The sequence below is a fragment of the Streptomyces sp. NPDC101152 genome, from assembly GCF_044768275.1.
GTDB lineage: Bacteria > Actinomycetota > Actinomycetes > Streptomycetales > Streptomycetaceae > Streptomyces.
In genome coordinates, this window is record NZ_JBIWPO010000037.1 from 48,676 (window position 1) to 71,054 (window position 22,379).

General features: G+C 71.9%; 20 protein-coding genes. 5 read left to right on the forward strand and 15 right to left on the reverse strand.

What is annotated here, in order from left to right; genetic code table 11:
* Position 1 precedes the first annotated feature (1 nt).
* Together purE and ACIRVK_RS33420 are read right to left on the reverse strand one after the other, a co-directional pair.
* A complete protein-coding gene (gene purE / locus ACIRVK_RS33415) occupies positions 2-526 on the reverse strand; it encodes a 5-(carboxyamino)imidazole ribonucleotide mutase (protein WP_404253772.1) in 525 nt (174 codons plus the stop codon).
* Positions 523-1,662 carry a 5-(carboxyamino)imidazole ribonucleotide synthase gene (locus tag ACIRVK_RS33420; RefSeq protein WP_404253774.1) on the reverse strand — a complete coding sequence of 380 codons (1,140 nt, stop codon included), beginning with the start codon at positions 1,660-1,662 and terminating at the stop codon, positions 523-525. Before ACIRVK_RS33420 ends, purE begins: the two co-directional genes overlap by 4 nt.
* Before the next feature lie 217 nt (positions 1,663-1,879).
* Here ACIRVK_RS33420 and ACIRVK_RS33425 point away from each other — a divergent pair, with 217 nt between their 5' ends.
* Positions 1,880-2,389: a GtrA family protein gene (locus ACIRVK_RS33425; RefSeq protein WP_404253823.1), complete on the forward strand. Its 510-nt coding sequence runs from the start codon at positions 1,880-1,882 to the stop codon at positions 2,387-2,389.
* Between the two features lie 44 nt (positions 2,390-2,433).
* Here the strand turns inward: ACIRVK_RS33425 and ACIRVK_RS33430 are convergent, their stop codons facing one another.
* Positions 2,434-3,708, reverse strand: a complete 1,275-nt coding sequence (locus tag ACIRVK_RS33430) for an ATP-binding protein (protein ID WP_404253776.1) — start codon at positions 3,706-3,708, stop codon at positions 2,434-2,436.
* A 64-nt stretch (positions 3,709-3,772) separates the two neighbouring features.
* A complete protein-coding gene (locus ACIRVK_RS33435) occupies positions 3,773-4,450 on the reverse strand; it encodes a response regulator transcription factor (RefSeq protein ID WP_404253777.1) in 678 nt (225 codons plus the stop codon).
* Between the two features lie 293 nt (positions 4,451-4,743).
* On the opposite strand from ACIRVK_RS33435, the gene ACIRVK_RS33440 reads away from it, so the two are divergent.
* Positions 4,744-6,240, forward strand: a complete 1,497-nt coding sequence (locus tag ACIRVK_RS33440) for an oligopeptide:H+ symporter (protein WP_404253778.1) — start codon at positions 4,744-4,746, stop codon at positions 6,238-6,240.
* Positions 6,241-6,294: 54 nt separating this feature from the next.
* Here the strand turns inward: ACIRVK_RS33440 and ACIRVK_RS33445 are convergent, their stop codons facing one another.
* From ACIRVK_RS33445 to ACIRVK_RS33475, 7 genes are all read right to left on the reverse strand, one after another.
* Entirely contained in the window at positions 6,295-7,617 is a 1,323-nt protein-coding gene (locus ACIRVK_RS33445) for a hypothetical protein (protein WP_404253779.1), read from the reverse strand.
* Positions 7,614-8,702 (reverse strand): hypothetical protein, encoded by a 1,089-nt coding sequence (locus ACIRVK_RS33450; RefSeq protein WP_404253780.1) that lies wholly within the window; start codon positions 8,700-8,702, stop codon positions 7,614-7,616. Before ACIRVK_RS33450 ends, ACIRVK_RS33445 begins: the two co-directional genes overlap by 4 nt.
* Positions 8,699-9,523, reverse strand: a complete 825-nt coding sequence (locus tag ACIRVK_RS33455; protein WP_404253782.1) for a hypothetical protein — start codon at positions 9,521-9,523, stop codon at positions 8,699-8,701. The genes ACIRVK_RS33450 and ACIRVK_RS33455 overlap by 4 nt, the downstream gene beginning before the upstream one ends.
* Before the next feature lie 43 nt (positions 9,524-9,566).
* Positions 9,567-10,259 carry an LPXTG cell wall anchor domain-containing protein gene (locus tag ACIRVK_RS33460; RefSeq protein ID WP_404253784.1) on the reverse strand — a complete coding sequence of 231 codons (693 nt, stop codon included), beginning with the start codon at positions 10,257-10,259 and terminating at the stop codon, positions 9,567-9,569.
* Between the two features lie 152 nt (positions 10,260-10,411).
* Complete coding sequence (locus tag ACIRVK_RS33465) at positions 10,412-10,819, reverse strand: aminoacyl--tRNA ligase-related protein (protein ID WP_404253825.1); 408 nt, start codon at positions 10,817-10,819, stop codon at positions 10,412-10,414.
* A 266-nt stretch (positions 10,820-11,085) separates the two neighbouring features.
* A complete protein-coding gene (locus tag ACIRVK_RS33470) occupies positions 11,086-11,640 on the reverse strand; it encodes an ATP-binding protein (protein WP_404253786.1) in 555 nt (184 codons plus the stop codon).
* Positions 11,641-11,866: 226 nt separating this feature from the next.
* The gene (locus ACIRVK_RS33475; protein ID WP_404253788.1) at positions 11,867-12,244 is read right to left on the reverse strand and encodes an STAS domain-containing protein; all 378 of its coding nucleotides are present in this window, start codon (positions 12,242-12,244) and stop codon (positions 11,867-11,869) included.
* Positions 12,245-12,483: 239 nt separating this feature from the next.
* On the opposite strand from ACIRVK_RS33475, the gene ACIRVK_RS33480 reads away from it, so the two are divergent.
* Positions 12,484-13,410, forward strand: coding sequence for an RNA polymerase sigma factor SigF (locus ACIRVK_RS33480; RefSeq protein WP_404253827.1), 927 nt, complete (start codon positions 12,484-12,486; stop codon positions 13,408-13,410).
* A gap of 163 nt (positions 13,411-13,573) precedes the next feature.
* The gene (locus ACIRVK_RS33485; RefSeq protein ID WP_404253790.1) at positions 13,574-15,106 is read left to right on the forward strand and encodes a ricin-type beta-trefoil lectin domain protein; all 1,533 of its coding nucleotides are present in this window, start codon (positions 13,574-13,576) and stop codon (positions 15,104-15,106) included.
* On the opposite strand, the gene hutI is transcribed toward ACIRVK_RS33485, so the two are convergent.
* The 4 genes from hutI to hutU all read right to left on the reverse strand — a co-directional run bounded on the left by hutI (position 15,107) and on the right by hutU (position 20,677).
* Positions 15,107-16,282 (reverse strand): imidazolonepropionase, encoded by a 1,176-nt coding sequence (hutI, locus tag ACIRVK_RS33490; RefSeq protein ID WP_404253792.1) that lies wholly within the window; start codon positions 16,280-16,282, stop codon positions 15,107-15,109.
* Between the two features lie 20 nt (positions 16,283-16,302).
* Positions 16,303-17,637 (reverse strand): formimidoylglutamate deiminase, encoded by a 1,335-nt coding sequence (locus ACIRVK_RS33495; protein ID WP_404253793.1) that lies wholly within the window; start codon positions 17,635-17,637, stop codon positions 16,303-16,305.
* Positions 17,634-18,836, reverse strand: coding sequence for an allantoate amidohydrolase (locus tag ACIRVK_RS33500; RefSeq protein WP_404253795.1), 1,203 nt, complete (start codon positions 18,834-18,836; stop codon positions 17,634-17,636). Before ACIRVK_RS33500 ends, ACIRVK_RS33495 begins: the two co-directional genes overlap by 4 nt.
* A 176-nt stretch (positions 18,837-19,012) precedes the next feature.
* Positions 19,013-20,677, reverse strand: coding sequence for a urocanate hydratase (gene hutU, locus ACIRVK_RS33505; protein ID WP_404253797.1), 1,665 nt, complete (start codon positions 20,675-20,677; stop codon positions 19,013-19,015).
* Positions 20,678-20,841: 164 nt separating this feature from the next.
* Here hutU and ACIRVK_RS33510 point away from each other — a divergent pair, with 164 nt between their 5' ends.
* Positions 20,842-22,218 (forward strand): diaminopimelate decarboxylase, encoded by a 1,377-nt coding sequence (locus ACIRVK_RS33510; protein ID WP_404253799.1) that lies wholly within the window; start codon positions 20,842-20,844, stop codon positions 22,216-22,218.
* Positions 22,219-22,379: the final 161 nt, after the last annotated feature.

A 22,379-nucleotide genomic window follows, 5' to 3' on the forward strand; every position in this document is an offset into this window, starting at 1 on the left:
GTCACTTCCCGAAGCCGAATCCGCCGCCGTTGCCCTCGACCTTGGAGCGCAGGCGCTTGCCCTTCTCGGTGGCCTGGTCGTTGAGGTCCTGCTGGAAGTCGCGCATCTTCTGCAGCAGGTCCTCGTCGTGCGCGGCGAGGATCCGCGCCGCGAGCAGACCGGCGTTGCGGGCCCCGGCGACGGAGACCGTGGCGACCGGCACGCCGGCCGGCATCTGCACGATGGAGAGCAGGGAGTCCATGCCGTCCAGGTACTTCAGCGGGACGGGGACGCCGATCACCGGGAGCGGGGTGACGGAGGCGAGCATGCCGGGCAGGTGGGCGGCACCGCCCGCGCCGGCGATGATCACCTTCAGCCCGCGCTCGGCCGCCTGCTCGCCGTAGGTCACCATCTCGCGCGGCATCCGGTGCGCGGAGACGACGTCGACCTCGTACGCGATCTCGAACTCGTCGAGGGCCTTGGCGGCGGCCTCCATGACGGGCCAGTCGGAGTCCGACCCCATGACGATGCCTACAACGGGGCTCATTCGGTGATCGTGCCTCTCAGGTAACCGGCTGCGTGACGGGCGCGCTCGAGGACGTCGTCCAGGTCCTCGCCGTAGGTGTTGACGTGGCCCACCTTGCGGCCGGGTTTCACGTCCTTGCCGTACATGTGGATCTTCAGCTGGGGGTCGCGGGCCATGCAGTGCAGGTACGCGGAGTACATGTCCGGGTAGTCGCCGCCGAGGACGTTGACCATGACCGTCCACTTCGCGCGCGGGCGCGGGTCGCCGAGCGGGAGGTCGAGGACGGCGCGGACGTGGTTGGCGAACTGCGAGGTGATCGCGCCGTCCTGGGACCAGTGGCCGGAGTTGTGCGGGCGCATGGCCAGCTCGTTGACGAGGATGCGGCCGTCGCGGGTCTGGAACAGCTCGACGGCGAGGTGGCCGACGACGTCCAGCTCCTTGGCGATGGTCAGGGCCATCTCCTCGGCCTTCAGGGCGAGGGACTCGTCCAGGTCGGGCGCGGGGGCGATGACCGTGTCGCAGACGCCGTTGACCTGCTGGGACTCGACCACCGGGTAGGCGACGGCCTGGCCGTGCGGGGAGCGGACGACGTTGGCGGCCAGCTCACGGACGTAGTCGACCTTCTCCTCGGCGAGGACCGGGACGCCCGCGCGGAAGGGGTCCTCGGCTTCCGCTGCGCTGTCGACGACCCAGACGCCCTTGCCGTCGTAGCCGCCGCGGACGGTCTTGAGGACGACCGGGAAGCCGTCGCCCTCGGCCGCGAAGGCGGCGACGTCCGCCGGGTCGGCGACGATGCGGTGGCGCGGGCACGGGATGCCGAGCGCGTCGAGCCGGGCGCGCATCACGCCCTTGTCCTGGGCGTGCACCAGCGCGTCCGGGCCGGGGCGCACGGGGATGCCGTCCGCCTCCAGGGCCCGGAGGTGCTCGGTGGGCACGTGTTCGTGATCGAAGGTGATCACGTCGCAGCCCTGCGCGAAGGTCCGGAGCGTGTCGAGGTCGCGATAGTCGCCCACGACGACATCGCCGACGACCTGCGCCGCGGAATCCTGCGGGGTGTCACTGAGGAGCTTGAACCTGATGCCGAGCGGGATGCCTGCCTCGTGTGTCATACGAGCGAGCTGGCCCCCGCCGACCATGCCGACTACCGGGAACGTCACGCCCCTAGGGTATCGGCCGGGCGACGGCCGTCGGTTTCCGGCCGGGTCCCCGGCCTCTTACCCGCCTCTTCCCGCACCTTTCACCCTCTTCCCGCCCTCTTCCCAAGCTGTTTCCGTCCCGTGAGGTGGTCCACAGGAGATTGGTAACTTGGATGGTTAGCATGGCGTGGTTGTGGAAAACGTCGATGAACCCGATCGGATGGGGGCCTTCAGGACCATGGAACAGGGTTCCTCAGGGCTGCGAAGGCTCGCCCACGAGATCGCCAAGTTCGGTGCGGTCGGTGCCCTCGGCACCGTCGTGAACTTCGGTGTCTCCAATCTGCTGTGGCATCTGACCAGCCTGCAGGCGGTGCGCGCGAACGTCATCGCCACCATCGTCGCGATCGCGGTCAACTACCTCGGCTTCCGTTACTTCACCTACCGCGACCGCGAGAAGGGCGCCCGGACCAGGGAACTCGCCCTGTTCCTCGCCTTCAGCCTGGTCGGCCTGGTGATCGAGAACGGCGTCCTGTACGCCGCGATCTACGGCTTCGGCTGGGACAGCTCGCTGCAGCGCAACATCTTCAAGGTCGTCGGCATCGGCCTCGGCACGCTGTTCCGCTTCTGGTCCTACCGCACCTGGGTCTTCAAGGCCCTGCCCGTCGCGGACGCGGAGGCGCTGCTGGAGGCCGAGGCGATGAAGCGCTCGGCGGAAGCGCAGGCCAAGGCGAAGCAGCACGTCAGCTGAAGCAGCACGTCAGCTGAAGCAGCACGGTCAGGTGAGCCGCCTGCTCACCTGACCGTGGGCTCCTCGTCCTGCCGCGGCCGCTTCAGCGGCGGCGTGCGGGACAGGAACAGGCCGAAGACCGGCGGCTTCGTCTGGAGCATCTCCAGGCGCCCGCCGTCCGCCTCCGCCAGGTCCCGGGCCACGGCAAGACCGATGCCCGTCGAGTTGCGGCCGCTGATGGTCCGCTCGAAGATCCGCGCCCCGAGGTCGGCCGGCACGCCCGACCCCTCGTCGGTGACCTCGACGACGGCCTGGTTGCCGGTGACGCGGGTGCGCAGCGCGACCGTGCCGCCGCCGTGCATCAGGGAGTTCTCGATCAGCGCCGCCAGCACCTGTGCCACGGCGCCCGGGGTGCCCACGGCCTGCAGATGCCGCTTGCCGGAGCTGACGATGGCCCGCCCGGCGCTGCGGTAGGCGGGCCGCCACTCGGCGAGCTGCTGCTGGATGACCTCGTCGAGGTCGAAGGAGACGGCGTTGCCGGCCCGGGGGTCCCGGGAGTTGGTGAGGAGCCGTTCCACCACGTCCGTCAGCCGCTCGACCTGGGTGAGCGCGACGTTCGCCTCCTCCTTCACGGTGTCCGGGTCATCCGTGAGGGTGATTTCCTCGAGCCGCATCGACAGGGCGGTCAGCGGCGTACGCAGCTGGTGGGAGGCGTCGGCGGCCAGCCGCCGCTCGGCGGTGAGCATCCGGGCGATGCGCTCGGCGGAGGAGTCCAGCACGTCGGCGACCCGGTCCAGCTCGGGGACGCCGTAGCGCTTGTGCCGCGGGCGGGGGTCGCCGGAGCCGAGCCGCTCGGCGGTCTCGGCGAGGTCGGTGAGCGGGGAGGCGAGCCGGTTGGCCTGCCGGATGGCCAGCAGGACGGCGGCGACGACCGCGAGCAGCGCGACGAGCGCGATGATCAGCAGCGTCCGCCCGACCTCACGGCTGACGGTCGAGCGGGGCTCCTCGACGACGACGCTCTCGCCCTCCTCGCCTTCGGCGTGCCCGCGGATGACCTCGCCGCCGGGCTTCTTGCCCACCGAGAAGGCGGGCTGCCCCGGGAGGTGGATGATCGCGTACCGCTCGCCGGTGACCTGGCTCCTGAGCACGTCCGGCGAGACGGTCCCGGCGCCGATCAGCCGGCTGTCCACGATGCTCGCCAGCCGCTGCGCCTCGGAACTCACCCTCTCCTGGGCGCTGTTGCTGATGGTCCGCGTCTCGACGATCACCAGGGAGACCCCGAAGACAGCGATGACCACCAGCACGACGGCGAGGGTGGACTGAATCAGACGACGACGCACAGAGCCCTCCGGGCAACGGTTCTACGACGACCAGTGTGCCTTGGGACGACTGTGACGCGCGTAGTCAGCTCTTCTCGAAGCGGAAGCCGACACCTCGCACCGTGGCGATGTAGCGGGGGTTCGCCGCGTCGTCGCCGAGCTTCTTGCGCAGCCAGGAGATGTGCATGTCGAGCGTCTTGGTCGACGACCACCACGTGGTGTCCCACACCTCGCGCATCAGCTGGTCCCGGGTCACCACCCGGCCCGCGTCCCGCACCAGGACCCGCAGCAGGTCGAACTCCTTGGCGGTGAGCTGGAGTTCCTCTTCGCCCATCCAGGCGCGGTGCGACTCGACGTCGATCCGCACCCCGTGCGTGGCGGGCGGCTGCGCCGGCTCGGCCGCGCCGCGCCGCAGCAGGGCCCGCACCCGGGCGAGCAGTTCGGCGAGGCGGAACGGCTTGGTGACGTAGTCGTCGGCGCCGGCGTCGAGACCGACGACGGTGTCCACCTCGTCGGCACGCGCGGTCAGGATGAGGATCGGCACGGTGTGGCCGTCGGCGCGCAGTCGGCGGGCCACCTCGAGGCCGTCCATGCCGGGCAGGCCGAGGTCCAGGACCACCAGGTCGCAGCCGCCCTGCATGCCGGCGTCCAGCGCGGTGGGGCCGTCCTCGCGCACCTCGACCTCGTAACCTTCCCGGCGCAGGGCGCGGGCCAGCGGCTCCGAGATGGACGCGTCGTCCTCGGCGAGCAGTACACGGGTCATGAGGTGATGGTAGTCCGCTCCCGACATGTGCTGCGGTGTGATCGGCACGTGCGCTTCTTACCTTGCACCGCATCATCACGAACCTGGGTCTTGGCGGCAGAAGGCCGGGGGGACCTTGGAAAGGGCGTGTAGGGTTCCACGATCGCCTGTGATACGAGTCTCAAGTCCTTCCATTTCCGGCAGTGTCCTGCCGTATGGTGAATGTACGCTTGTAGCACTGCGGGGACCTTTGGCGCACTTGACGCCGAAGGTCTCTTTTGTGTGCGGTAAACCCCCACCAGCAAGGATCAACCATGGCGTCCAGCCTGACGAAGGACTCGGTCCGCCCGGGCACCCCCGGCTCCGGGAAGACCTTCTTCGGCCACCCCCGCGGCCTGGCCACCCTCTTCATGACGGAGATGTGGGAGCGATTCTCCTACTACGGCATGAAGGCCCTGCTCCCGCTGTACCTGGTCGCGCCGGGCGGCCTGCACCTGAGCGCGGCCACCGCGACCGCGATCTACTCGGTGTACCTGTCGCTCGTGTACCTGCTCGCCCTGCCGGGCGGCTGGTTCGCGGACCGGGTCCTGGGTCCCCGTAAGACGGTCGCCGTGGCGGGCGCGGTCATCATGCTCGGCCACCTCACCCTGGCCCTGCCGAACGCCGGCACCTTCTACGCCGGTCTCGGCCTGGTCGCGATCGGCTCCGGCCTGCTGAAGGCCAACATCTCCACGATGGTCGGCCACCTCTACGACGGCCCGGACGACCCGCGCCGTGACGGTGGCTTCACGGTGTTCTACATCGGCATCAACCTGGGCGCCTTCGCCGCGCCGCTGGTCATCGGCACGGTCGGCGAGAACGTCGACTGGCACCTGGGCTTCGCGCTGGCCGCGCTCGGCATGGCGCTGGGCCTGGCCCAGTTCCTGCTGGGCAGCCGGCACCTGGACGCCCGCTCGAACGTCGTGCCCACGCCGATGTCCGCGGCGGAGAAGGCGTCCACGCTGCGCAAGTCCGCGCTGTGGGCGGCCGTGGCCGTCGTCTTCTACGCGATCGTCGGCTTCTCCGGCCACTACACACTGAACTGGCTGCTGGTCCCGATCACGCTGGCCGGCCTGGTCATCCCGGTGATGGTCATCGCCCGCATCAAGCGGGACAAGGAGCTGGAGCGGTCCGAGCAGTCCAAGATGACCGCCTACATCTGGTTCTTCGTCGCCGCCGCCGTGTTCTGGATGATCTACGACCAGGGTGGCTCCACGGTCTCCCTGTTCGCCGAGGCGTCCGCCAAGAACACCGTCCTCGGCTGGCAGTTCCCGGTCTCCTGGTACCAGTCCGTCAACCCGGTCATGATCATGGCGCTCGCGCCGGTCTTCGCCTGGGCGTGGCTGGCGCTGGCCCGGCGCGGCAAGGAGCCGAGCACCGCGGTGAAGTTCGCGACGGGCCTGGTGCTGATCGGCGCCTCGTTCTTCCTGTTCCTCGCGCCGCTGGCGATCGCCGACGGCGGGCACAAGGCGGCGGCGCTGTGGCTGGTCGGCATCTACTTCGTGCAGACCGTCGGTGAGCTGACACTGTCTCCGGTGGGCCTGTCGGTCACGACGAAGATGGCGCCCGCGAAGTATGCCTCGCAGATGATGGGCGTGTGGTTCCTCGCGGTCACCGCGGGTGACGCGACGACGGGGTTGCTGTCCATCGCCGGGGTCGACCTCAACAAGACGGGGATCGTCGCACTGGAGGCGGTTCTCGCCGTCATCGCCGGGGGCGCGGTGTGGATGTACCGGAGGAAGGTGCGGGAGCTCATGGGGGACGTTCACTGATCGTCTTCTGACAGAGGGCCACCGCACCTTCGTGGGTGCGGTGGCCCTTCGCCGTCACCTCGTTCGCCGTCCCGGCATGAAGGTGAACACTCCTGCTCCCAGCAGGACCGCCGTGCCTGCCACCAGGGCCAACGCCATGACCGCGCCGTGGTTGTCGGAACCCGTCGCTGCCAGGCCGCCGGTCGACGAGGTGCCGGACGTCGTGCCTCCGGACGTCGACGTGCCGCCCGAGGCGCCGCCCGCCTGTTTGGTGGTGGTCAGGGTCAGGGAGACCGCCGTCGTGTCCGGCTTGCAGACGGTCTGCGTGCCCAGGGCGCTGATGGTCAGGACGCCCGGCGAGAGGGTGGACGAACCGCTCGCCCCCGGCTTGTAGGTGCCGGTCAGGTCCGGGATCGTGATCGGGTCGCCGGTCTTGATGTCCGAGGCGTTGGTCGGCCCCTCCACATGCACCGTGCCCTTGTCCGCGCCGCCCAGGACTACCTCCATCGACGGCTTGACCGAGCCCTTGGGGATGGGGGCCGGGCTGTCCATCACCGACTTCTTGAACTGCACGGTGAGGTCGTAACTGCCGCCGTTCTTCGTGGCGTTGATCTGGATCGGCGAGGTCGCCTTCTTCTCACCGAGGGGCGACTGGCAGGTGTAGGGGATGTCGACCTGCTTGCCCGTGAAGTCGGTCTGGCCGCTGCCGGTGCCGTCGCTGGGGGACGCGGAGGTCGAGGGGCTCGTCGTGTCGGAGGGGGAGGTCGACGCCGACGGGGACGAGGACTGTGAGGGCGAGCCCGTCGGGGGCGGTGTCGTGCCGGGCGTTCCGCCGCCACCCGGCGCCACCTGGATCGTCGCCGCCTTCTGCACGGTCTGCGTCGGCGAGCACTTGGTGTCCGTCGACAGCGCGTTGACCGTGTACGCGTCCGGCGTGAGCGTCACCTCTCCCGCCGTCGTCAGCTTCAGCGTGCCCGTCATGTCGGACAGCACCATGGCGCCGCCCTTGGGGATCGCCGGGTTCTTGCGCGGTCCGTCCATCGCGATGTCGGCGGTCTGCGCGCCGGCCGCCTTGAGGACCCCGGTCGGCTTGACGGTGTCCGCGCCCAGGTCGACGTAGTCCGGGTTCTTCGACGCGGCCTGGACGAACTTCCACACGACGTTCACGGTGTCGCCGACCTTCGCCGTGGCCGGCGCGGTGATCTCGACCTTCGAGGTGCCGTCGACGGGGGTGATCCCGGCCGGCGGCACGCAGTGCGTCGCGTACGACACCTGGGCCGCCTGCGCGGTTCCGGCGGCCAGTCCCAGCAGGCCGCCCGCGCCGCCGAGCACGAGCGCGGCACCCGCCGCTCCCGCTCTGAGCCGGCCGACCGGTGTGACTCTCCTGCGCTTTCTCACGGGGGTCCCTTCCTGGTGGGAGTCGTAGGACTCGTCGGGCTGTCGTCGTGCGGTGCGGAGAGCCGACCGGCCGCCGAGCCCGGATCGGAGTCCGGGGTGAACCACGGCAGGGTCGAGGTCGTGGCGGGCTGCGGCCGTGCGGTCCGGTCGACGGTGAACTTCGGCAGGCGCAGGGTCAGTTCGGGCAGCCGCAGCCCGCGATGCCGGATGCCGCCGGCCCGGCGCGGCCGTACCCGGTTCACGACGGCCATCCCGGCGCGGAACAGCGCGGCCGGCACGACCAGGAGGACCAGGATCCAGAACAGGGTCACGCCCCAGGGCCGCTCCACGCCCCAGGGCTGCTCGGCGAGGACCTTCCCGCCGTACTTCAGCGAGACGGTGTAGTCGCCGTGCGCGCCCGCCGTGAGCTCCACGGGCAGCTTGATCCGGGCCTTCCCGCCGGAGGCGATGGTGCCGCGCCACTGCTGGTCGTCCCACTGGGGGGCGAACACGCCGTGCGAGGTGCCGACCTGGAAGACGGGGTCCTTGACGGGGGACGTGCCGACGTTGCCGACGACGAAGTCCAGGGTGCGGGAGGCCGGTGCGCCGAACCAGGTGAGCAGACCGCTGGAGCCGTCCAGCCGGGTGTCCGTGAGGATCGAGAGCCGGCCGCCCGTCTGCTCGGCGGGCAGCGGCTCGACGGCGTGCCCGGCCACCGTCAGGACCGCGTCGGCCTGCGCCTTGGCGCCCTCCACGGTCGCCACGTGGACCACGCACGGGCACGGCACCGGCGGCTCGGACACCGGCATCTTCTTGCTGAAGCCGCCCCGGGTGTCGGTGGTGACGGCCCGTCCGTCCGCGTTGGCGCAGGAGTTGGTACCGCCGATCACGCCCCGCGCGGGGGTGGCCTGCCCGCAGATCAGCATCATCAGCAGCGCGTGCGGCCGCCAGCCGCTGCCGCTGACGGTGATCGAACCCCCGGCGCCCGCCTGGGAGGTGGACAGCCTGACGGTCGGGCCGTCCGCCGTCGCCGTGCCCGCCGTCAGCGGCAGGAGCAGCAGCGCGGCCACCGCAAGCAGCGCCGGGATCCGCAGTTTGCCGTTCACGTCACCGCTCCCGTCAACTCGACGTCCGCACGGGTGGGTTCCGGTTCCTCGTCGGTCGTGCGACGCCCGCGCCGCCGTACGAGGAGCAGCGCGCCCCCGGCCGCCAGTGCGCCCGCGGTCCCGGCGAGCGGACCCCAGGGCACGAACCGGGCCGACGCGCTCGCCGAGTCGCGCGCGCCGCCCGGTGCCGTGACCGTCAGCCGCAGGTGCACCGCGTCCAGGGCGGGGCGGTTCGGCCAGGGCTCGGTCAACTCCAGGCGGCGGCCCGGCGCCAGGCGCACCGGGAGGGCGCGCGAGGCACGGTCCAGGACCCGGCCGAAGAGACCGTCGGCGTGCACGGCGAGGCTCGGCGCGAGGGTGGTCGTACCGCGGTTGACCAGCTCGTACGCGATGCGGTCGGCCTGCACGGACACGTGTTCGACGGTCAGCGCGGACAGCGGCGGTCCGGCGGCGCGCAGGTGCAGCGGTACGGAACGGGAACGGCCGTCGGCGTCGCGGGCGTCGATCGCGCCGGTGCGGTCGCCGTCGGCGCGCACCGTGAAGGGCACCTCGGCGCGGGTGCGGGCCGGCACCCGGACCCGGCTCGCGGCGAAGGTGACCGTCGCGCCGGTGCCGCTCAGCCGCACGGTGACCGGCCGTCCGCTCCGGTTGACCACGGAGACGGTGTCCTGAAGCACGGCCCCGGGGGCGCCCTCGGCGTAGAAGGCGGGCCGGCCGCCGCCGGCGGGCGCGAGGGACCAGCCGTCGGCGGCCGAGGCCACGGGCGCGGCGGCCATCACCAGCAGCAGGGACACGAACAGGGCACGTGCGGCGGACGACATCCGGCGGCTCCAGCGGTCGTACTCGGTGCGGTCGTACGGCGGCTCAGCGGCGGGCCGTCTGGTTCCTCCGGGTGATCCACAGCGCGCCCGCCGCCCCGGCCAGCAGGACCGTGCCGCCGAGGGTGCCCAGGGCGATCGCGGAGTCGTCGGGGCCGGTCTGCGGGAGGGAGCCGGTGGAGCCGGTCGTGCCGGTTCCACCGGTCCCGCCGGAGGAACCGCCGCCGCCTGCCGCCGTGACGTCGAGGGTCAGGGCCGGTCCCGGGTTGTTGGACGGCGTGCAGGTCGTCGTGGTGCCCAGCGCCTTGATGGTGAGGACGCCCGGCGTGAAGGTGACCTTGCCGGTCTTCTTCGGGGTGTAGGTGCCCGTCAGGTCGTTGATCTTGATGGGGGTGTTGGCCGGGATGGCGGCCTGGTTGGCGGGTCCGGTGACGGAGACGGTGCCGTTGTCGGCGCCGCCCAGCTTGATCTCGGCGCTCGGGTTCATCGCACCCTTGCCCAGCTCGACCGGGCTGGAGGAGACGCCCTTCTGCCAGGACATGGTCAGCCGGTAGCCGCTGCCGCTCCTGACGCCCTTGATGTCGATGGGCGACACGGCGCTCTTCGCGCCGATCGGCGTCTGACACTGGTAGTTGACGCTCACGACGTTCGCCCGGGCCAGGGGGGCGGCGAGCAGCACCGCCGAGCCGGCCAGGGCCGCGACGGACGCGAACGCGGCGGTTCGATTCCGGTACGACACGGTTTCCGCTCCCTCTTCGATTACCTGACGGAACATCAGATGGGCCGTCAAGGTACGCCCGGGGCGGTGAGGAGGGAAGAGACGGTGCGCGCCGGAGTTGTGGGGATCCGGCGCGCACGAGAGGGGGTTCGGGTGGAGGCCCGCCCCCTGGGCTAACCCTCGGTAACCCCGGGCCGGAGGACGTCCGGCAGCCCCCACCGCCGCAGCACCTCCGGCACCTCCACACTCCCGTCGGCGCGCTGGTGCTGCTCGAGGATCGCGGGGAGGACCCGGCTGGTCGCGAGGCCCGAGGCGTTGAGGGTGTGCACGTACGCCGGTTTCCCGCCACCCCGCGGGCGGTAGCGGATACCGCCGCGCCGGGCCTGGTAGGTGCGGGCGTCGGAGACCGAGCCGACCTCGGTGTAGGCGTTCAGGCTGGGCAGCCAGACCTCGACGTCGTAGGTCTTGGCCTGCGCGGGGCTGGTGTCCCCGGCGGTGAGCCGGCTGACCCGGTGGTGCAGGCCGAGCCCGGCGACCGGTTCCTCGGCCCGGCCGAAGTGGTTGAGCAGCGCCCGCTCCAGGGCGGCGCCCTCGCCCCGGTAGACCCAGTAGCCGCTGCCGGCGAGGGCGGAGCCGCGCCGGTGGTCGACGAGGCGGAGGTCCTCCGCGAGCCGTACGTGGTCCCGGGGCGCGAAGCCGAAGGCGGGCGGGGTGCCCGCGCCCCGTACGACAGGCCGCCTTCACAGCGTGCGGCGGCTCTCTCGGCTCGCGCGGGCCTCGGCTACTCGTCTCCGTCAGCGCGTTGCCGACGAGGGTAGGGCGCCGGGGGGCGGCCGGAGGAAGCGAATTACGCGGGGGCGCCCAGTTCCGCCCAGACCGTCTTGCCGGAGATTCCCGGGATGCGTACCACGCCCCAGTCCAGGCACAGGCGCTGCACGATGAACATGCCGTGACCGCCCGGACGGCCCGCGCGGTGCGGGGTGCGCGGCGCCGGCTGGCCGGTGCCCTTGTCCGCGACCTCCAGCCGGATCACCTTGTCGTCGCAGGCCAGGCGCAGCTCGTCGGGGCCGTCGGCGTGCAGACAGGCGTTGGTGACCAGCTCGGACACGACGAGCAGCACGTCCTCGGCGGCGGCCCGCCGGTCGGCCGAGGCGGCGGGCAGCCAGCCCCACGCATAGAGAGCCTGCCGGGTGAAGTCGCGGGCGAGCGGCACGACCCCGCTCACGTCGTCGAAGCTCAGTCTGCGGACCTGGCGCCCCCCGGACGACGCGGGCGGTGCCGACGAGACGGCGGCGTCCTCGCCGGACGTCCCGGTCGCCACCGTGTCCTCGCCGGACGTCCCGGAAGCGCTGCTGGGCTCCGGGCCGCGGTCGCCCGGCGAGTAAGGCCGGGTGGTGCTCATCAGCGCTTCACCTCACCGATTCGCCAGTTCACGATTCAAGAGTCTTTACGTAGGTCGACGGCTGTTGTTGTCGGGGTTCCCGCCGACAGGCTCAGGATGTCTCCTGCCCGACCGAACCCGCAGAACACCCCTCGTTTCGGCGTGGAGCGCGTGGCACCCGAAAAGTGCCGGTCTCCCCGGGGCGAGGGGGACCGGCCACGGAGGGTGCGCGCCCACCCCGCCGACATCAGCCGGCTTCGTCGGACAGGGCCGCCTCGAGGCTGTCGTGCACGGTGAAGACCGCGTCCGCCCCGGTGATCTCGAACACGCGCGCCACCACCGGCAGCATCGCGGCGAGATGCACCCCGCCCCCGGCGGCCTCCGCCTTCAGGCGGGCGCCGAGCAGTACGTTGAGCCCGGTGGAGTCACAGAACTCCAACCTGGAGCAGTCCACGACCAGGCGGCTGAATCCCTTGTCGAGGCAGTCCTCGAGCGGCTCGCGCAACAGATCGGCCGTGTGGTGATCCAGCTCACCGGCCGGGGTCACGACGGCACTGGTGCCCTCTTCCCTGACCTCCACCAGTAGCCGGCCAGACTGTGCGCTGCCGACCGTCCCGCGGTCCATGCCGTCTCTCTCTCCCGACGTCGAGGCTGCTGACTGACGCCCTCGAACACTACGCCTTCTCCACACTCTCCGACACCCGAACAACCGCCCGCAAAAGGACATAACCGCACGTAACGCACTTGCGGCGGGCAGTGCAAAGCGGGTAGGGCTAGTAGGGATACGCAACCGACACGGCCGGCTTTGGAGGCGCCGCACACCGCAGTGCACGTAATGGCTTCGGCAGCCCAGTGCCGAGAACGATGGAGGACATCATGTCACCCCGGCTCGACGCATCGCATACCCAGCAGGCGACGTCGACACCCCCTCCGGAACATCTGGATCCCATCGAGAGCATCGAGAGCGGCGACCTCAGCGAGGACCCGCTCGCCGGTCTTCCGGAGATTCCCCCTTACGACGAGGTGGGGCCCGTCGACGCACGGGCTCTGTCCAAGACCCTCTTCCACCGCCTCGAATCCCTCGAGGAAGGGACGCACGAATATTCGTACGTCCGCAACACCCTCGTCGAACTGAACCTCGCCCTGGTCAAGTTCGCCGCCTCCCGCTTCCGCTCCCGCAGTGAGCCGATGGAGGACATCATCCAGGTCGGCACCATCGGCCTGATCAAGGCCATCGACCGCTTCGAACTCTCCCGCGGCGTCGAGTTCCCGACCTTCGCGATGCCAACCATCGTCGGCGAGATCAAGCGTTTCTTCCGGGACACCTCCTGGTCGGTGCGGGTCCCGCGCCGACTGCAGGAGCTCCGGCTCGACCTGGCCAAGGCCGGCGACGAGCTGGCCCAGAAGCTCGACCGCGCGCCCACCGTGGCGGAGCTCGCCGAGCGCCTGGGGCTCACCCGGGAGGAGGTCGTCGAGGGCATGGCCGCGTCGAACGCGTACACCGCCTCCTCGCTGGACGCCCAGCCGGAGGAGGACGACGCCGAGGGCGCGCTCGCGGACCGGATCGGCTACGAGGACCACGGGATCGAGGGCATCGAGTACGTCGAGTCTCTCAAGCCGCTGATCGCCGAACTCCCCTCGCGCGACCGGCAGATCCTCTCGCTGCGCTTCGTGGCGGGCCTGACCCAGTCGGAGATCGGGGACGAGCTCGGCATCTCGCAGATGCACGTGTCCCGGCTGCTGTCGCGGACGCTGGTACGCCTGCGCAAGGGGCTGACGGTGGAGGAATAGGCCCCTGCGACGGGCCGCCAGGGGCCTTCGGGGGCCGGTGGAAGGTCCGTGAAGGGTTACCAACAGAAACCCTTTCCCCACAGGTTTCCGTCCGTCACTATGGGCCCCCATACCCGCCGGTAGGTCATGGCTCTGGCGGGTCGGGGCGCGAGGAGGCGGGCGCATGGCTCGGGCCGGCGGGACCGACAAGGATGTCGAGACCGGTTACGGCGCGCCGACGGGCGCGTCCGACGCACGGCTGACGGAGCTGCTGCGCGCCGACACCGCGAGCGCCTTCCAGGCGCTGCAGGAGCTGCGCGCGCGGCACCACCCGTGGGTGCTCCGGTACGCCCGGCTGTGCGCGACGAGCGAGACGGCGGCCGGTCAGCTGGCGGCGCAGGCGTTCACCCTGGCCGCCCGCGAGACGGCCCGTGGTATCGACCCCGGCGGACCCTGGCGGCACCGACTGCTGCTGCTGACGGGCCGCTTGGCGGCTTCCTGGGCCGGTGACGACCGGGCGTGCGGCCTGGACGCCGGCCTGTTGCTCGTGCTGAACACGGCGGGACCCGGCGGCCCCGTGCCGCCCATGCTGACCGCCTTCCACACCCTCCCGTCCCGCACCCAGGGCCTGGTCTGGTACGGCGTCGTCGAGCGGCAACCGGCGGCGACGACCGCGGGGTTCCTCGGCATCACCCCGGACGACGTCGCCTACGGCACCGGACCGGCGCTCCAGCAGTTGGCCCAGGCCTGTCTGCGCGTCCGCCTCGCCGCCTCCGACGATCCGCAGTGCGCCGACTTCCGCCGGCTGATCGAGGAGTCGGTACGCCCCGACAGCCCGCGTGACAGTGCCGACCTGCACGCCCACATGGCGCACTGCGCGCACTGCACGGGGGCCCACGAGGAGCTGTCGGCCCTGCGGGACACGCCCCGGACCGCCGTCGCCGAGGGGCTGCTGCCGTGGGCGGGCACGGCGTACGCGGCCGGCGACGACCTGCCGCGCCGCCCCGACTCCGGCAGGCCCTCGGCCCGCTGGCCCCGGCCCCGGCGCCTGCTGCTGGCCTCTCTCGCCCTGGCGGTGGCCCTGGTGCCGCTGCTGGCGTTCGCGCTGACCCGGAGTTCCCCGTCCGCGCCGTCCCGGCCGGCGGCGGACGACCCGGTGGGCCCGCCGACGACCGCGCCCCAGGTGACGGTGACCGCGACGGTCTCGCCGACGCCGTCCGCCTCCCCCTCGTCGGCGCCGAGCACCACCTCCCCGTCCCCGACGGCGCCCTCCGGCGCTCCCCCGAAGGCATCCCCCGCCCACGCCCCGAACGGCACCTACGCCCAGGTCGTGAACGTCTCCACGGGCCGCTGCCTGGACATCCGGAACGGCGACCTGTCCAAGGGCACGGACGTGGTGACGGCTCCCTGCTCGGGCGCCCGCACCCAGCGCTGGCGGGTGGACGCGGCCCGCGGGGTCGTCCAGTCGGCCGCCGACCCGGACTACTGCCTCGACAGCCGGGGTGCCGTCGACAGGGGCGTCGGCATCTGGGAGTGCGCCTCGGTGGACGGCGACAACGGGCAGAACCTGCGCTTCACCGTCGACCCCGACGGAGTGATCCGCCCCGCCATCGCCATCGAGACCGGCCTCACGCCGAACGGCGGCAACGGGGACGGGGTGTCCCTGGAGCCCCTGAACGGCGGTGCGGGGCAGCGGTGGCGGGCGGGGGCCGCCTGATCAGGACTGCCGTACGCCCGCCCGCCACACCTCGCTGACCAGCGGTACGCCCGGGCGGTAGGCCAGGTGGACGTGGCTCGGGGCGTCGAGGAGGAGCAGGTCGGCGCGGGCGCCCGGGGTCAGGCGGCCGATGTCGTCCCGGCGCAGGGCCGCCGCACCGCCCGCCGTGGCCGACCAGACCGCCTCGTCGGGGGTCATGCCCATGTCCCGGACGGCGAGGGCGATGCAGAAGGGCACGGACGAGGTGAAGGACGAGCCAGGGTTGCAGTCGGTGGAGAGGGCGACCGTGACGCCGGCGTCCAGCAGGCGGCGGGCGTCCGGCCACTCGGCGCGGGTGGAGAACTCGGCGCCGGGCAGCAGCGTGGCGACCGTGTCGCCGCTCGCCAGGGCGTCCACGTCCGCGTCGGTGAGGTGGGTGCAGTGGTCGGCGCTGGCCGCGTCCAACTCGACGGCGAGTTGGACCCCGGGGCCGTAGGAGAGCTGGTTGGCGTGGATGCGCGGGTGCAGGCCCCTGGCCTTCCCGGCGGTGAGGATCGCGCGGGCCTGGTCGCCGTCGAAGGCGCCCTTCTCGCAGAAGACGTCGATCCAGCGGGCGTGGGGCGCGCAGGCGTCCAGCATCTCGCCGGTGACCAGGGTGACATAGGCGGCCGGGTCGTCGGCGAAGTCCGGGGAGACGATGTGGGCGCCGAGGTAGGTGACCTCGTCGGTGTGGCGGGCCGCGATGCGCAGGGCACGGGCCTCGTCCTCGACCGTGAGGCCGTAACCGGACTTGGTCTCGAAGGTGGTGGTGCCCTGGCGGAGGGCCTCGGCGAGGTAGCGGGTGAGGTTGGCCTCCAGTTCCTCGTCCGTGGCGGCGCGGGTGGCGGCGACGGTGGTGCGGATGCCGCCGGCGGTGTAGGACCGCCCTGACATGCGAGCGTTGAACTCCTGCGTGCGGTCGCCCGCGAAGACGAGGTGGGAGTGCGAGTCCACGAAGCCCGGCAGCACCGCCCGGCCCCCGGCGTCGACCCGATTGTCAGTGGCGGGTGCTTTGCTTGATTCACCGGTCCACACGACACGGTCGCCCTCGATGACGACGGCCGCGTCCTGGATCAGGCCGAGAGGTGATCCGTCGCCGAGGGAGGGGGAGTTGGTGACCAGCGTGGCGATGTTGGTGATGGCGGTGCTGCTGCTCATGGCGTCCTCGTGGGTTCTCGTCAGGCGCGGAGGGCTTCGATCGCCCGCGCGAGGGCTTGCGGCACGTCTGGTACGAGGGTGTGCGCCCCGTCGCGCACGACGTGCCGCCCGCCCACGATGGTGTGCCGTACGTCCGCTGCCGTCGCCGCGAATACGGCCGTCTCGGCGCCGAGCCTGGGCAGCGGGCCCGCTGTCCTGACCGAGTCGAGCGCGATCGTCGTGAGGTCGGCGAGCGCGCCCTGTTCAATGGTGCCCGCCTCGTCCCAGCCGAGGGCCGCGTGACCGTCGGCGGAGGCGGCACGCAGCAGGGCCGCCGCCGTCCAGTGGCCGCGGGCGCGGGTGCGCAGGCGCTCGTTGAGCTCCATCGCGCGTGCCTCTTCGAGCAGGTCGATGACGGCGTGGCTGTCGGAGCCGAGGGAGAGCGGGGAGCCCCGCTTCTGCAGGGCGGGTGCCGGGCCGATGCCGTCGGCGAGGTCCCGTTCGGTGGTCGGGCACATACAGGTGCCGGTGCCCGTGCCGCCGAGCAGGGCGATGTCCTCGTCGGTGAGATGGGTGTTGTGGACGCCGGTGGTGCGCGGCCCGAGGACGCCGTGGTCGGCGAGCAGGCGGGTCGGTGTGCGGCCGTGGGCGGCGAGGCAGGCTTCGTTCTCGGCGGTCTGCTCGGACAGGTGCACGTGCAGCGGGGCGTGCCGCTCCTCGGCCCAGCGCGCCACCGTCGCCAACTGCGCGGCGGGCACGGCCCGCACGGAGTGGATCGCCGCTCCGATCCGTGCGTGATCCCGATCCTTGAGAACTGAACAGCGTTCGGCCCAGGCCTCCGCGGTGCCGTCGGAGAAGCGCAGTTGGTGGGTGTTGGGCGCCTCGCCGAAGCCGGAGGAGAGGTAGGCGGTGTCGAGGAGGGTGATGCGGATGCCGGCCTCGGCGGCGGCCGCGACGAGCGCCTCGCCCATGGCGTTGGGGTCGGCGTAGGGGGTGCCGCCGGGGGCGTGGTGGACGTAGTGGAACTCGCCGACGGAGGTGATGCCGGCGAGGGCCATCTCGGCGTACACCGCGCGGGCCAGGTCGTGGTAGGTCTGCGGGGTCAGCTTGTCGGCGACCGAGTACATGACCTCGCGCCAGGTCCAGAAGGTGCCGGAGCCGACCTGGACGGTGCCGCGCAGGGCGCGGTGGAAGGCGTGCGAGTGGGCGTTGGCGAGGCCCGGGAGGGTCAGTCCGCGCAGGATCTCGGCGCCGGGGGGCGGGCTCGCGACGGCCGTGCGGACGGCGGTGATGCGGCCGTTCTCGATGCCGAGGGCGACGCCCGGCTCGACGTGGGTGTCGAGCCAGGCGTGCTCCAGCCAGTACGTCTGCGTCACGTGCGGGCCAGTCCTTCCAGTACGTCGGCGAGAGCGAGCACGCCGGCCGCGCAGTCGTCCTCGGTCGCGTACTCGGCCGGGGAGTGCGAGACGCCGGTGGGGTTGCGCACGAACAGCATGGCGGTCGGGATCCGTCCGGAGAGGATCCCGGCGTCGTGTCCGGCGCCGGTCCCCAGGACGGGCACCCTCAGGTCCGTTTCCTTGCCGAGGATCCGGGCGAGTTCGTCGCGCAGGGCGTGGTCGAACTCGACGACGGGCGTGAAGGACTCCCGGACGACGTCGAGGTCGATGCCGTGCGCCTCGGCGTAGGCGCGGGCGGCCTTCTCGATGCCGCCGACGACGGTGTCGAGGGTGGCCTGGTCCTCGGCGCGGGAGTCGAGCCAGCCGCGCACCAGGGAGGGGATGGCGTTGACGCCGTTGGGCTCGACGGCGATCTTGCCGAAGGTGGCGACGGCACCGGCGAGTTCGGACTCGCGGCGGGCGGCGAGCACGGTCTCGGCATACGAGAGCATGGGGTCGCGCCGGTCCACGAGCCGGGTCGTACCGGCGTGGTTGGCCTCCCCACGGAAGTCGAAGCGCCAGCGGCCGTGCGGCCAGATGGCGCTGGCGATGCCGACCCGGTCGCCGGACAGGTCCAGCGCGCGGCCCTGCTCGACGTGCAGCTCGACGAAGGCGCCGATGCGGGCGAGCCGTTCGGGGTCGGCCCCGATGGCCTCGGGATCGTACCCGGCGGCCTCCATGGCGCGCGGGAGGGTGATCCCGTCCCCGTCGGTCAGCCGGTGCGCCTGCTCCACGGTGAGCTGACCGGCGGTGAGCCGGGACCCGACACAGGCCAGCCCGAACCGGGCACCCTCCTCGTCCCCGAAGTTGACGACGGCGAGAGGCTTGGTGAACTCCACTCCCCTGCGGCGGAGTTCGTCGAGAGCGGCGAGGGACGACACGACGCCCAGCGGCCCGTCGAAGGCACCCCCGTCGGGCACGGAGTCCAGATGCGACCCGGTGACGACGGCGTCCCCTTGGGCGGGATCCCCGAGCCAGGCCCACTGGTTGCCGTTGCGATCGACCTCGTACGTCAGCCCCCGCGCCTCGACCTGCTCCTTGAACCAGGCCCGACACTCGAGATCGGCCCCGGTCCAGGCATATCGGCGATAGCCCTGGGAGTCGGAGTGCCGACCGATGGGAAGCAACTCGCGCCACATCTCCTGGAAGGATGCGCCAGACCTCGGCGTGTCATCCGAACTGCCAGGCTGTGGGCAGTCGTTCCGCTGGGGGTCCCCCCAGGCCCTTGAGGCACTGGGGGAGGAACGGGTGGGCACAGCCGGACCCGCACCCGGCGACGAAGCATCAGCCCCCACCGGAGAGTTGCCGCCCTGCCTCACGCCGAGTCACCCTCGCGCATCGGCACCCGCACACCCCGCTCATCAGCGACGGACTCCGCGATGTCGTACCCCGCGTCCACGTGCCGGATCACACCCATGCCCGGGTCGTTCGTCAGCACGCGCCGGATCTTCTCACCGCCCAGCTTCGTGCCGTCGGCCACCGTCACCTGACCGGCGTGGATCGACCGCCCCATGCCGACGCCGCCGCCGTGGTGGATGGACACCCAGGAGGCGCCCGAGGCCACGTTGACCATGGCGTTCAGCAGCGGCCAGTCGGCGATCGCGTCGGAGCCGTCGAGCATGGCCTCGGTCTCACGGTACGGGGAGGCCACGGAGCCGGCGTCGAGGTGGTCGCGTCCGATGGCCAGCGGTGCCGCCAGCTCCCCGCTCGCCACCATGTCGTTGAACCGCTCGCCGGCCTTGTCCCGCTCGCCGTAGCCGAGCCAGCAGATGCGGGCGGGCAGGCCCTGGAAGTGGACCCGTTCGCCGGCCATCCTGATCCACCGGGCGAGGGACTCGTTCTCGGGGAAGAGGTCGAGGATCGCCTTGTCGGTCTTGGCGATGTCGGACGCCTCTCCGGACAGGGCGGCCCAGCGGAAGGGGCCCTTGCCCTCGCAGAACAGCGGGCGGATGTAGGCGGGGACGAAGCCGGGGAAGGCGAACGCCCGCTCGTACCCGGCGAGTTGGGCCTCGCCGCGGATCGAGTTGCCGTAGTCGAAGACCTCGGCGCCAGCGTCCATGAAGCCGACCATGGCCTCGACGTGGCGGGCCATCGCCTCGCGGGCCCGGGTGGTGAAGCCGGCCGGGTCCTTGGCCGCCGCGTCCGCCATGTCCTCGAAGTCGATGCCGAGCGGCAGGTAGGACAGCGGGTCGTGGGCCGAGGTCTGGTCGGTGACGATGTCGATGGGCGCGCCCATGGCGAGCAGCTGCGGTACCAGCTCGGCCGCGTTGCCGAGGACGCCGATGGAGAGGGGGCGGCGGGCGTCGCGGGCCTCCACCGCCAACTGGAGCGCGTGGTCCGGCGAGTCCGCCTTCACGTCGAGGTAGCGGTGCTCGAGGCGGCGCTCGATGGCGCGCGGGTCGCAGTCGATGCAGATCGCCACGCCGTCGTTCATGGTGACGGCGAGGGGCTGGGCGCCGCCCATGCCGCCGAGGCCGGCGGTGAGCGTGATCGTCCCCGCGAGGGTGCCGCCGAACCGCTTGGCTGCGACGGCGGCGAAGGTCTCGTAGGTGCCCTGGAGGATGCCCTGGGTGCCGATGTAGATCCAGGAACCGGCGGTCATCTGGCCGTACATGGTCAGGCCGAGGGCCTCCAGGCGGCGGAACTCCTCCCAGTTGGCCCAGTCGCCGACCAGGTTGGAGTTGGCGATGAGGACGCGCGGCGCCCACTCGTGGGTCTGCATGACGCCGACCGGGCGGCCGGACTGGACCAGCATGGTCTCGTCCTGCTTGAGGGTCCTGAGCGTGCGGACCATGGCGTCGAAGGAGCGCCAGTCGCGGGCGGCCTTGCCGGTGCCGCCGTAGACGACGAGCTTGTCGGGGTGCTCGGCGACCTCGGGGTCGAGGTTGTTCTGCAGCATCCGCAGGGCGGCTTCCTGCTGCCATCCCAGGGCGCTCAGTTCCGTACCGCGCGGCGCTCGTACGGGGCGGGGTCCTGACATGGTCTGCCTCCTGGCGGTTGCTCCCAGTGAACTGTTACTGCGGTTATTCACATCCTGACTCTCTGAATAGAACTAGTCAATACGTGGGGAGCCCGGCATGCGCCCGGCGGAGGTGTTTGGCTGGGATCGCACGGAAGAGCACGGCGAAGGGAACGGGGGACGGCGTGGACGGAAGGCACGGGGACGGGGTCCGCGGCGAGCGGGCGGCTCGGCGGGACGAGGCGGTGCGGGCGGCGGTGGAGCAGGGGCTGCTGGGGCCGGGTACCCCCATCGTCGGCCTGCTGGACGTCGAGGGCATCCGGGAGTCGGCGGTGGAGCTGCGCGCCGCCTTCGACGCGGTCGTGGCGCCCGGCACGCCCGTGCTGCACGCCTTCGCGGTGAAGGCGACCCCGCTGGTGCCGGTGCTGCGGCTGCTGCACGAGGAGGGGATCGGCGCCGAGGTGGCGAGTCCGGGCGAGCTGGCGCTGGCGCGGGCGGCGGGGGTGCCGCCGAACCGTACGGTCCTGGACTCGCCCGCGAAGACACCGGCAGAACTGCGCGAGGCGCTGGCGCTGGGGATCGCCGTCAACGCCGACAACGCGCAGGAGCTGGAGCGCATCGACGGCCTCGTCCGGTCGGCGAGCACGCGTTCCCCGCTGGGGATCCGGGTGAACCCGCAGGTCGGCGGCGGGTCGATCGGGGCGACCTCGACGGCGACGGCGACCTCGAAGTTCGGCGTGGCGCTGCGCGACGAGGGGGCGCGGGAGTGGGTGGTGCGGGCGTACGCCGACCGCCCGTGGCTGACGCGGCTGCACGCGCACACCGGGTCCCAGGGCATCCCGCTCTCGCTGATGGCGCAGGGCGTGGGCGAGGTGTACGCACTCGCGGAGGAGATCAACCGGCGCCTCGGACGCCGGCAGGTCGACACCCTCGACATCGGCGGCGGACTCCCGGTCAACTTCGGCTCGGACGAGTCGACGCCGACCTACGCGCAGTACGCGCGGCTGCTCGGCGAGGCGGTGCCGGGGCTGTTCGACGGGCGGTACGGGCTGGTGACCGAGTTCGGGCGGTCGCTGCTGGCCAAGCACGGGACGGTGGTGGCCCGTGTCGAGTACGCCAAGAGCGCGGGCGGGCGGCCGGTCGCGGTGACGCACGCGGGCGTGCAGGTGGCGACACGGACCGTGTACGTACCGGGGGCGTGGCCGCTCAGGATCGCCGCGTACGACGCGAAGGGGCGGCCGAAGGAGGGGCCGCGGGTGGTGCAGGACGTGGCGGGACCGGCCTGCTTCTCGGGGGACCTGCTGGCGGAGGGGCGGGCCCTGCCACTGCTGGAACAGGGGGACTACGCGGCGGCGCTGGACACGGGCGCGTACTACTTCGCCCACCACTACGCGTACAACTCCCTCGCCCGGCCCGGCATTTACGGCTTCGCGCCGGACGGAACCAGGGGCGTCGAGTTCGCGGTCGTGCGCGAGGCGCAGTCGCTCGACGAGATCGTCGCCGAGTCGGGAGGGGCGCACGCCCGCGCGCTCACCACCCTGCGAGCGCCCGGCCGCCGTTGACATGGGGCGACGGACCCGCAGGTCAACGCGTCGGAAAACAGGGTCAGTCGACCTACCTTAGCCGTCCGCAGCATGTTCCACCGGAAAATGCCAGATCCCTCACCCCTGGCGCACACGTTGCGTAGTTTCGGCGTCACTCAGCCGAAACCCCAGGCGGGAGG

Excerpts from the sequence above, each read along its gene's own strand:
- ACIRVK_RS33475 (WP_404253788.1), bottom strand. The coding sequence starts at position 12,244 with ATGGACCGCGGGACGGTCGGCAGCGCACAGTCTGGCCGGCTACTGGTG.
- ACIRVK_RS33470 (WP_404253786.1), bottom strand. The coding sequence starts at position 11,640 with ATGAGCACCACCCGGCCTTACTCGCCGGGCGACCGCGGCCCGGAGCCC.
- ACIRVK_RS33435 (WP_404253777.1), bottom strand. The coding sequence starts at position 4,450 with ATGACCCGTGTACTGCTCGCCGAGGACGACGCGTCCATCTCGGAGCCG.
- ACIRVK_RS33485 (WP_404253790.1), top strand. The coding sequence starts at position 13,574 with ATGGCTCGGGCCGGCGGGACCGACAAGGATGTCGAGACCGGTTACGGC.
- ACIRVK_RS33455 (WP_404253782.1), bottom strand. The coding sequence starts at position 9,523 with ATGTCGTCCGCCGCACGTGCCCTGTTCGTGTCCCTGCTGCTGGTGATG.
- ACIRVK_RS33440 (WP_404253778.1), top strand. The coding sequence starts at position 4,744 with ATGGCGTCCAGCCTGACGAAGGACTCGGTCCGCCCGGGCACCCCCGGC.
- ACIRVK_RS33480 (WP_404253827.1), top strand. The coding sequence starts at position 12,484 with ATGGAGGACATCATGTCACCCCGGCTCGACGCATCGCATACCCAGCAG.
- hutI (WP_404253792.1), bottom strand. The coding sequence starts at position 16,282 with ATGAGCAGCAGCACCGCCATCACCAACATCGCCACGCTGGTCACCAAC.
- ACIRVK_RS33500 (WP_404253795.1), bottom strand. The coding sequence starts at position 18,836 with ATGTGGCGCGAGTTGCTTCCCATCGGTCGGCACTCCGACTCCCAGGGC.
- purE (WP_404253772.1), bottom strand. The coding sequence starts at position 526 with ATGAGCCCCGTTGTAGGCATCGTCATGGGGTCGGACTCCGACTGGCCC.
- hutU (WP_404253797.1), bottom strand. The coding sequence starts at position 20,677 with ATGTCAGGACCCCGCCCCGTACGAGCGCCGCGCGGTACGGAACTGAGC.
- ACIRVK_RS33425 (WP_404253823.1), top strand. The coding sequence starts at position 1,880 with ATGGAACAGGGTTCCTCAGGGCTGCGAAGGCTCGCCCACGAGATCGCC.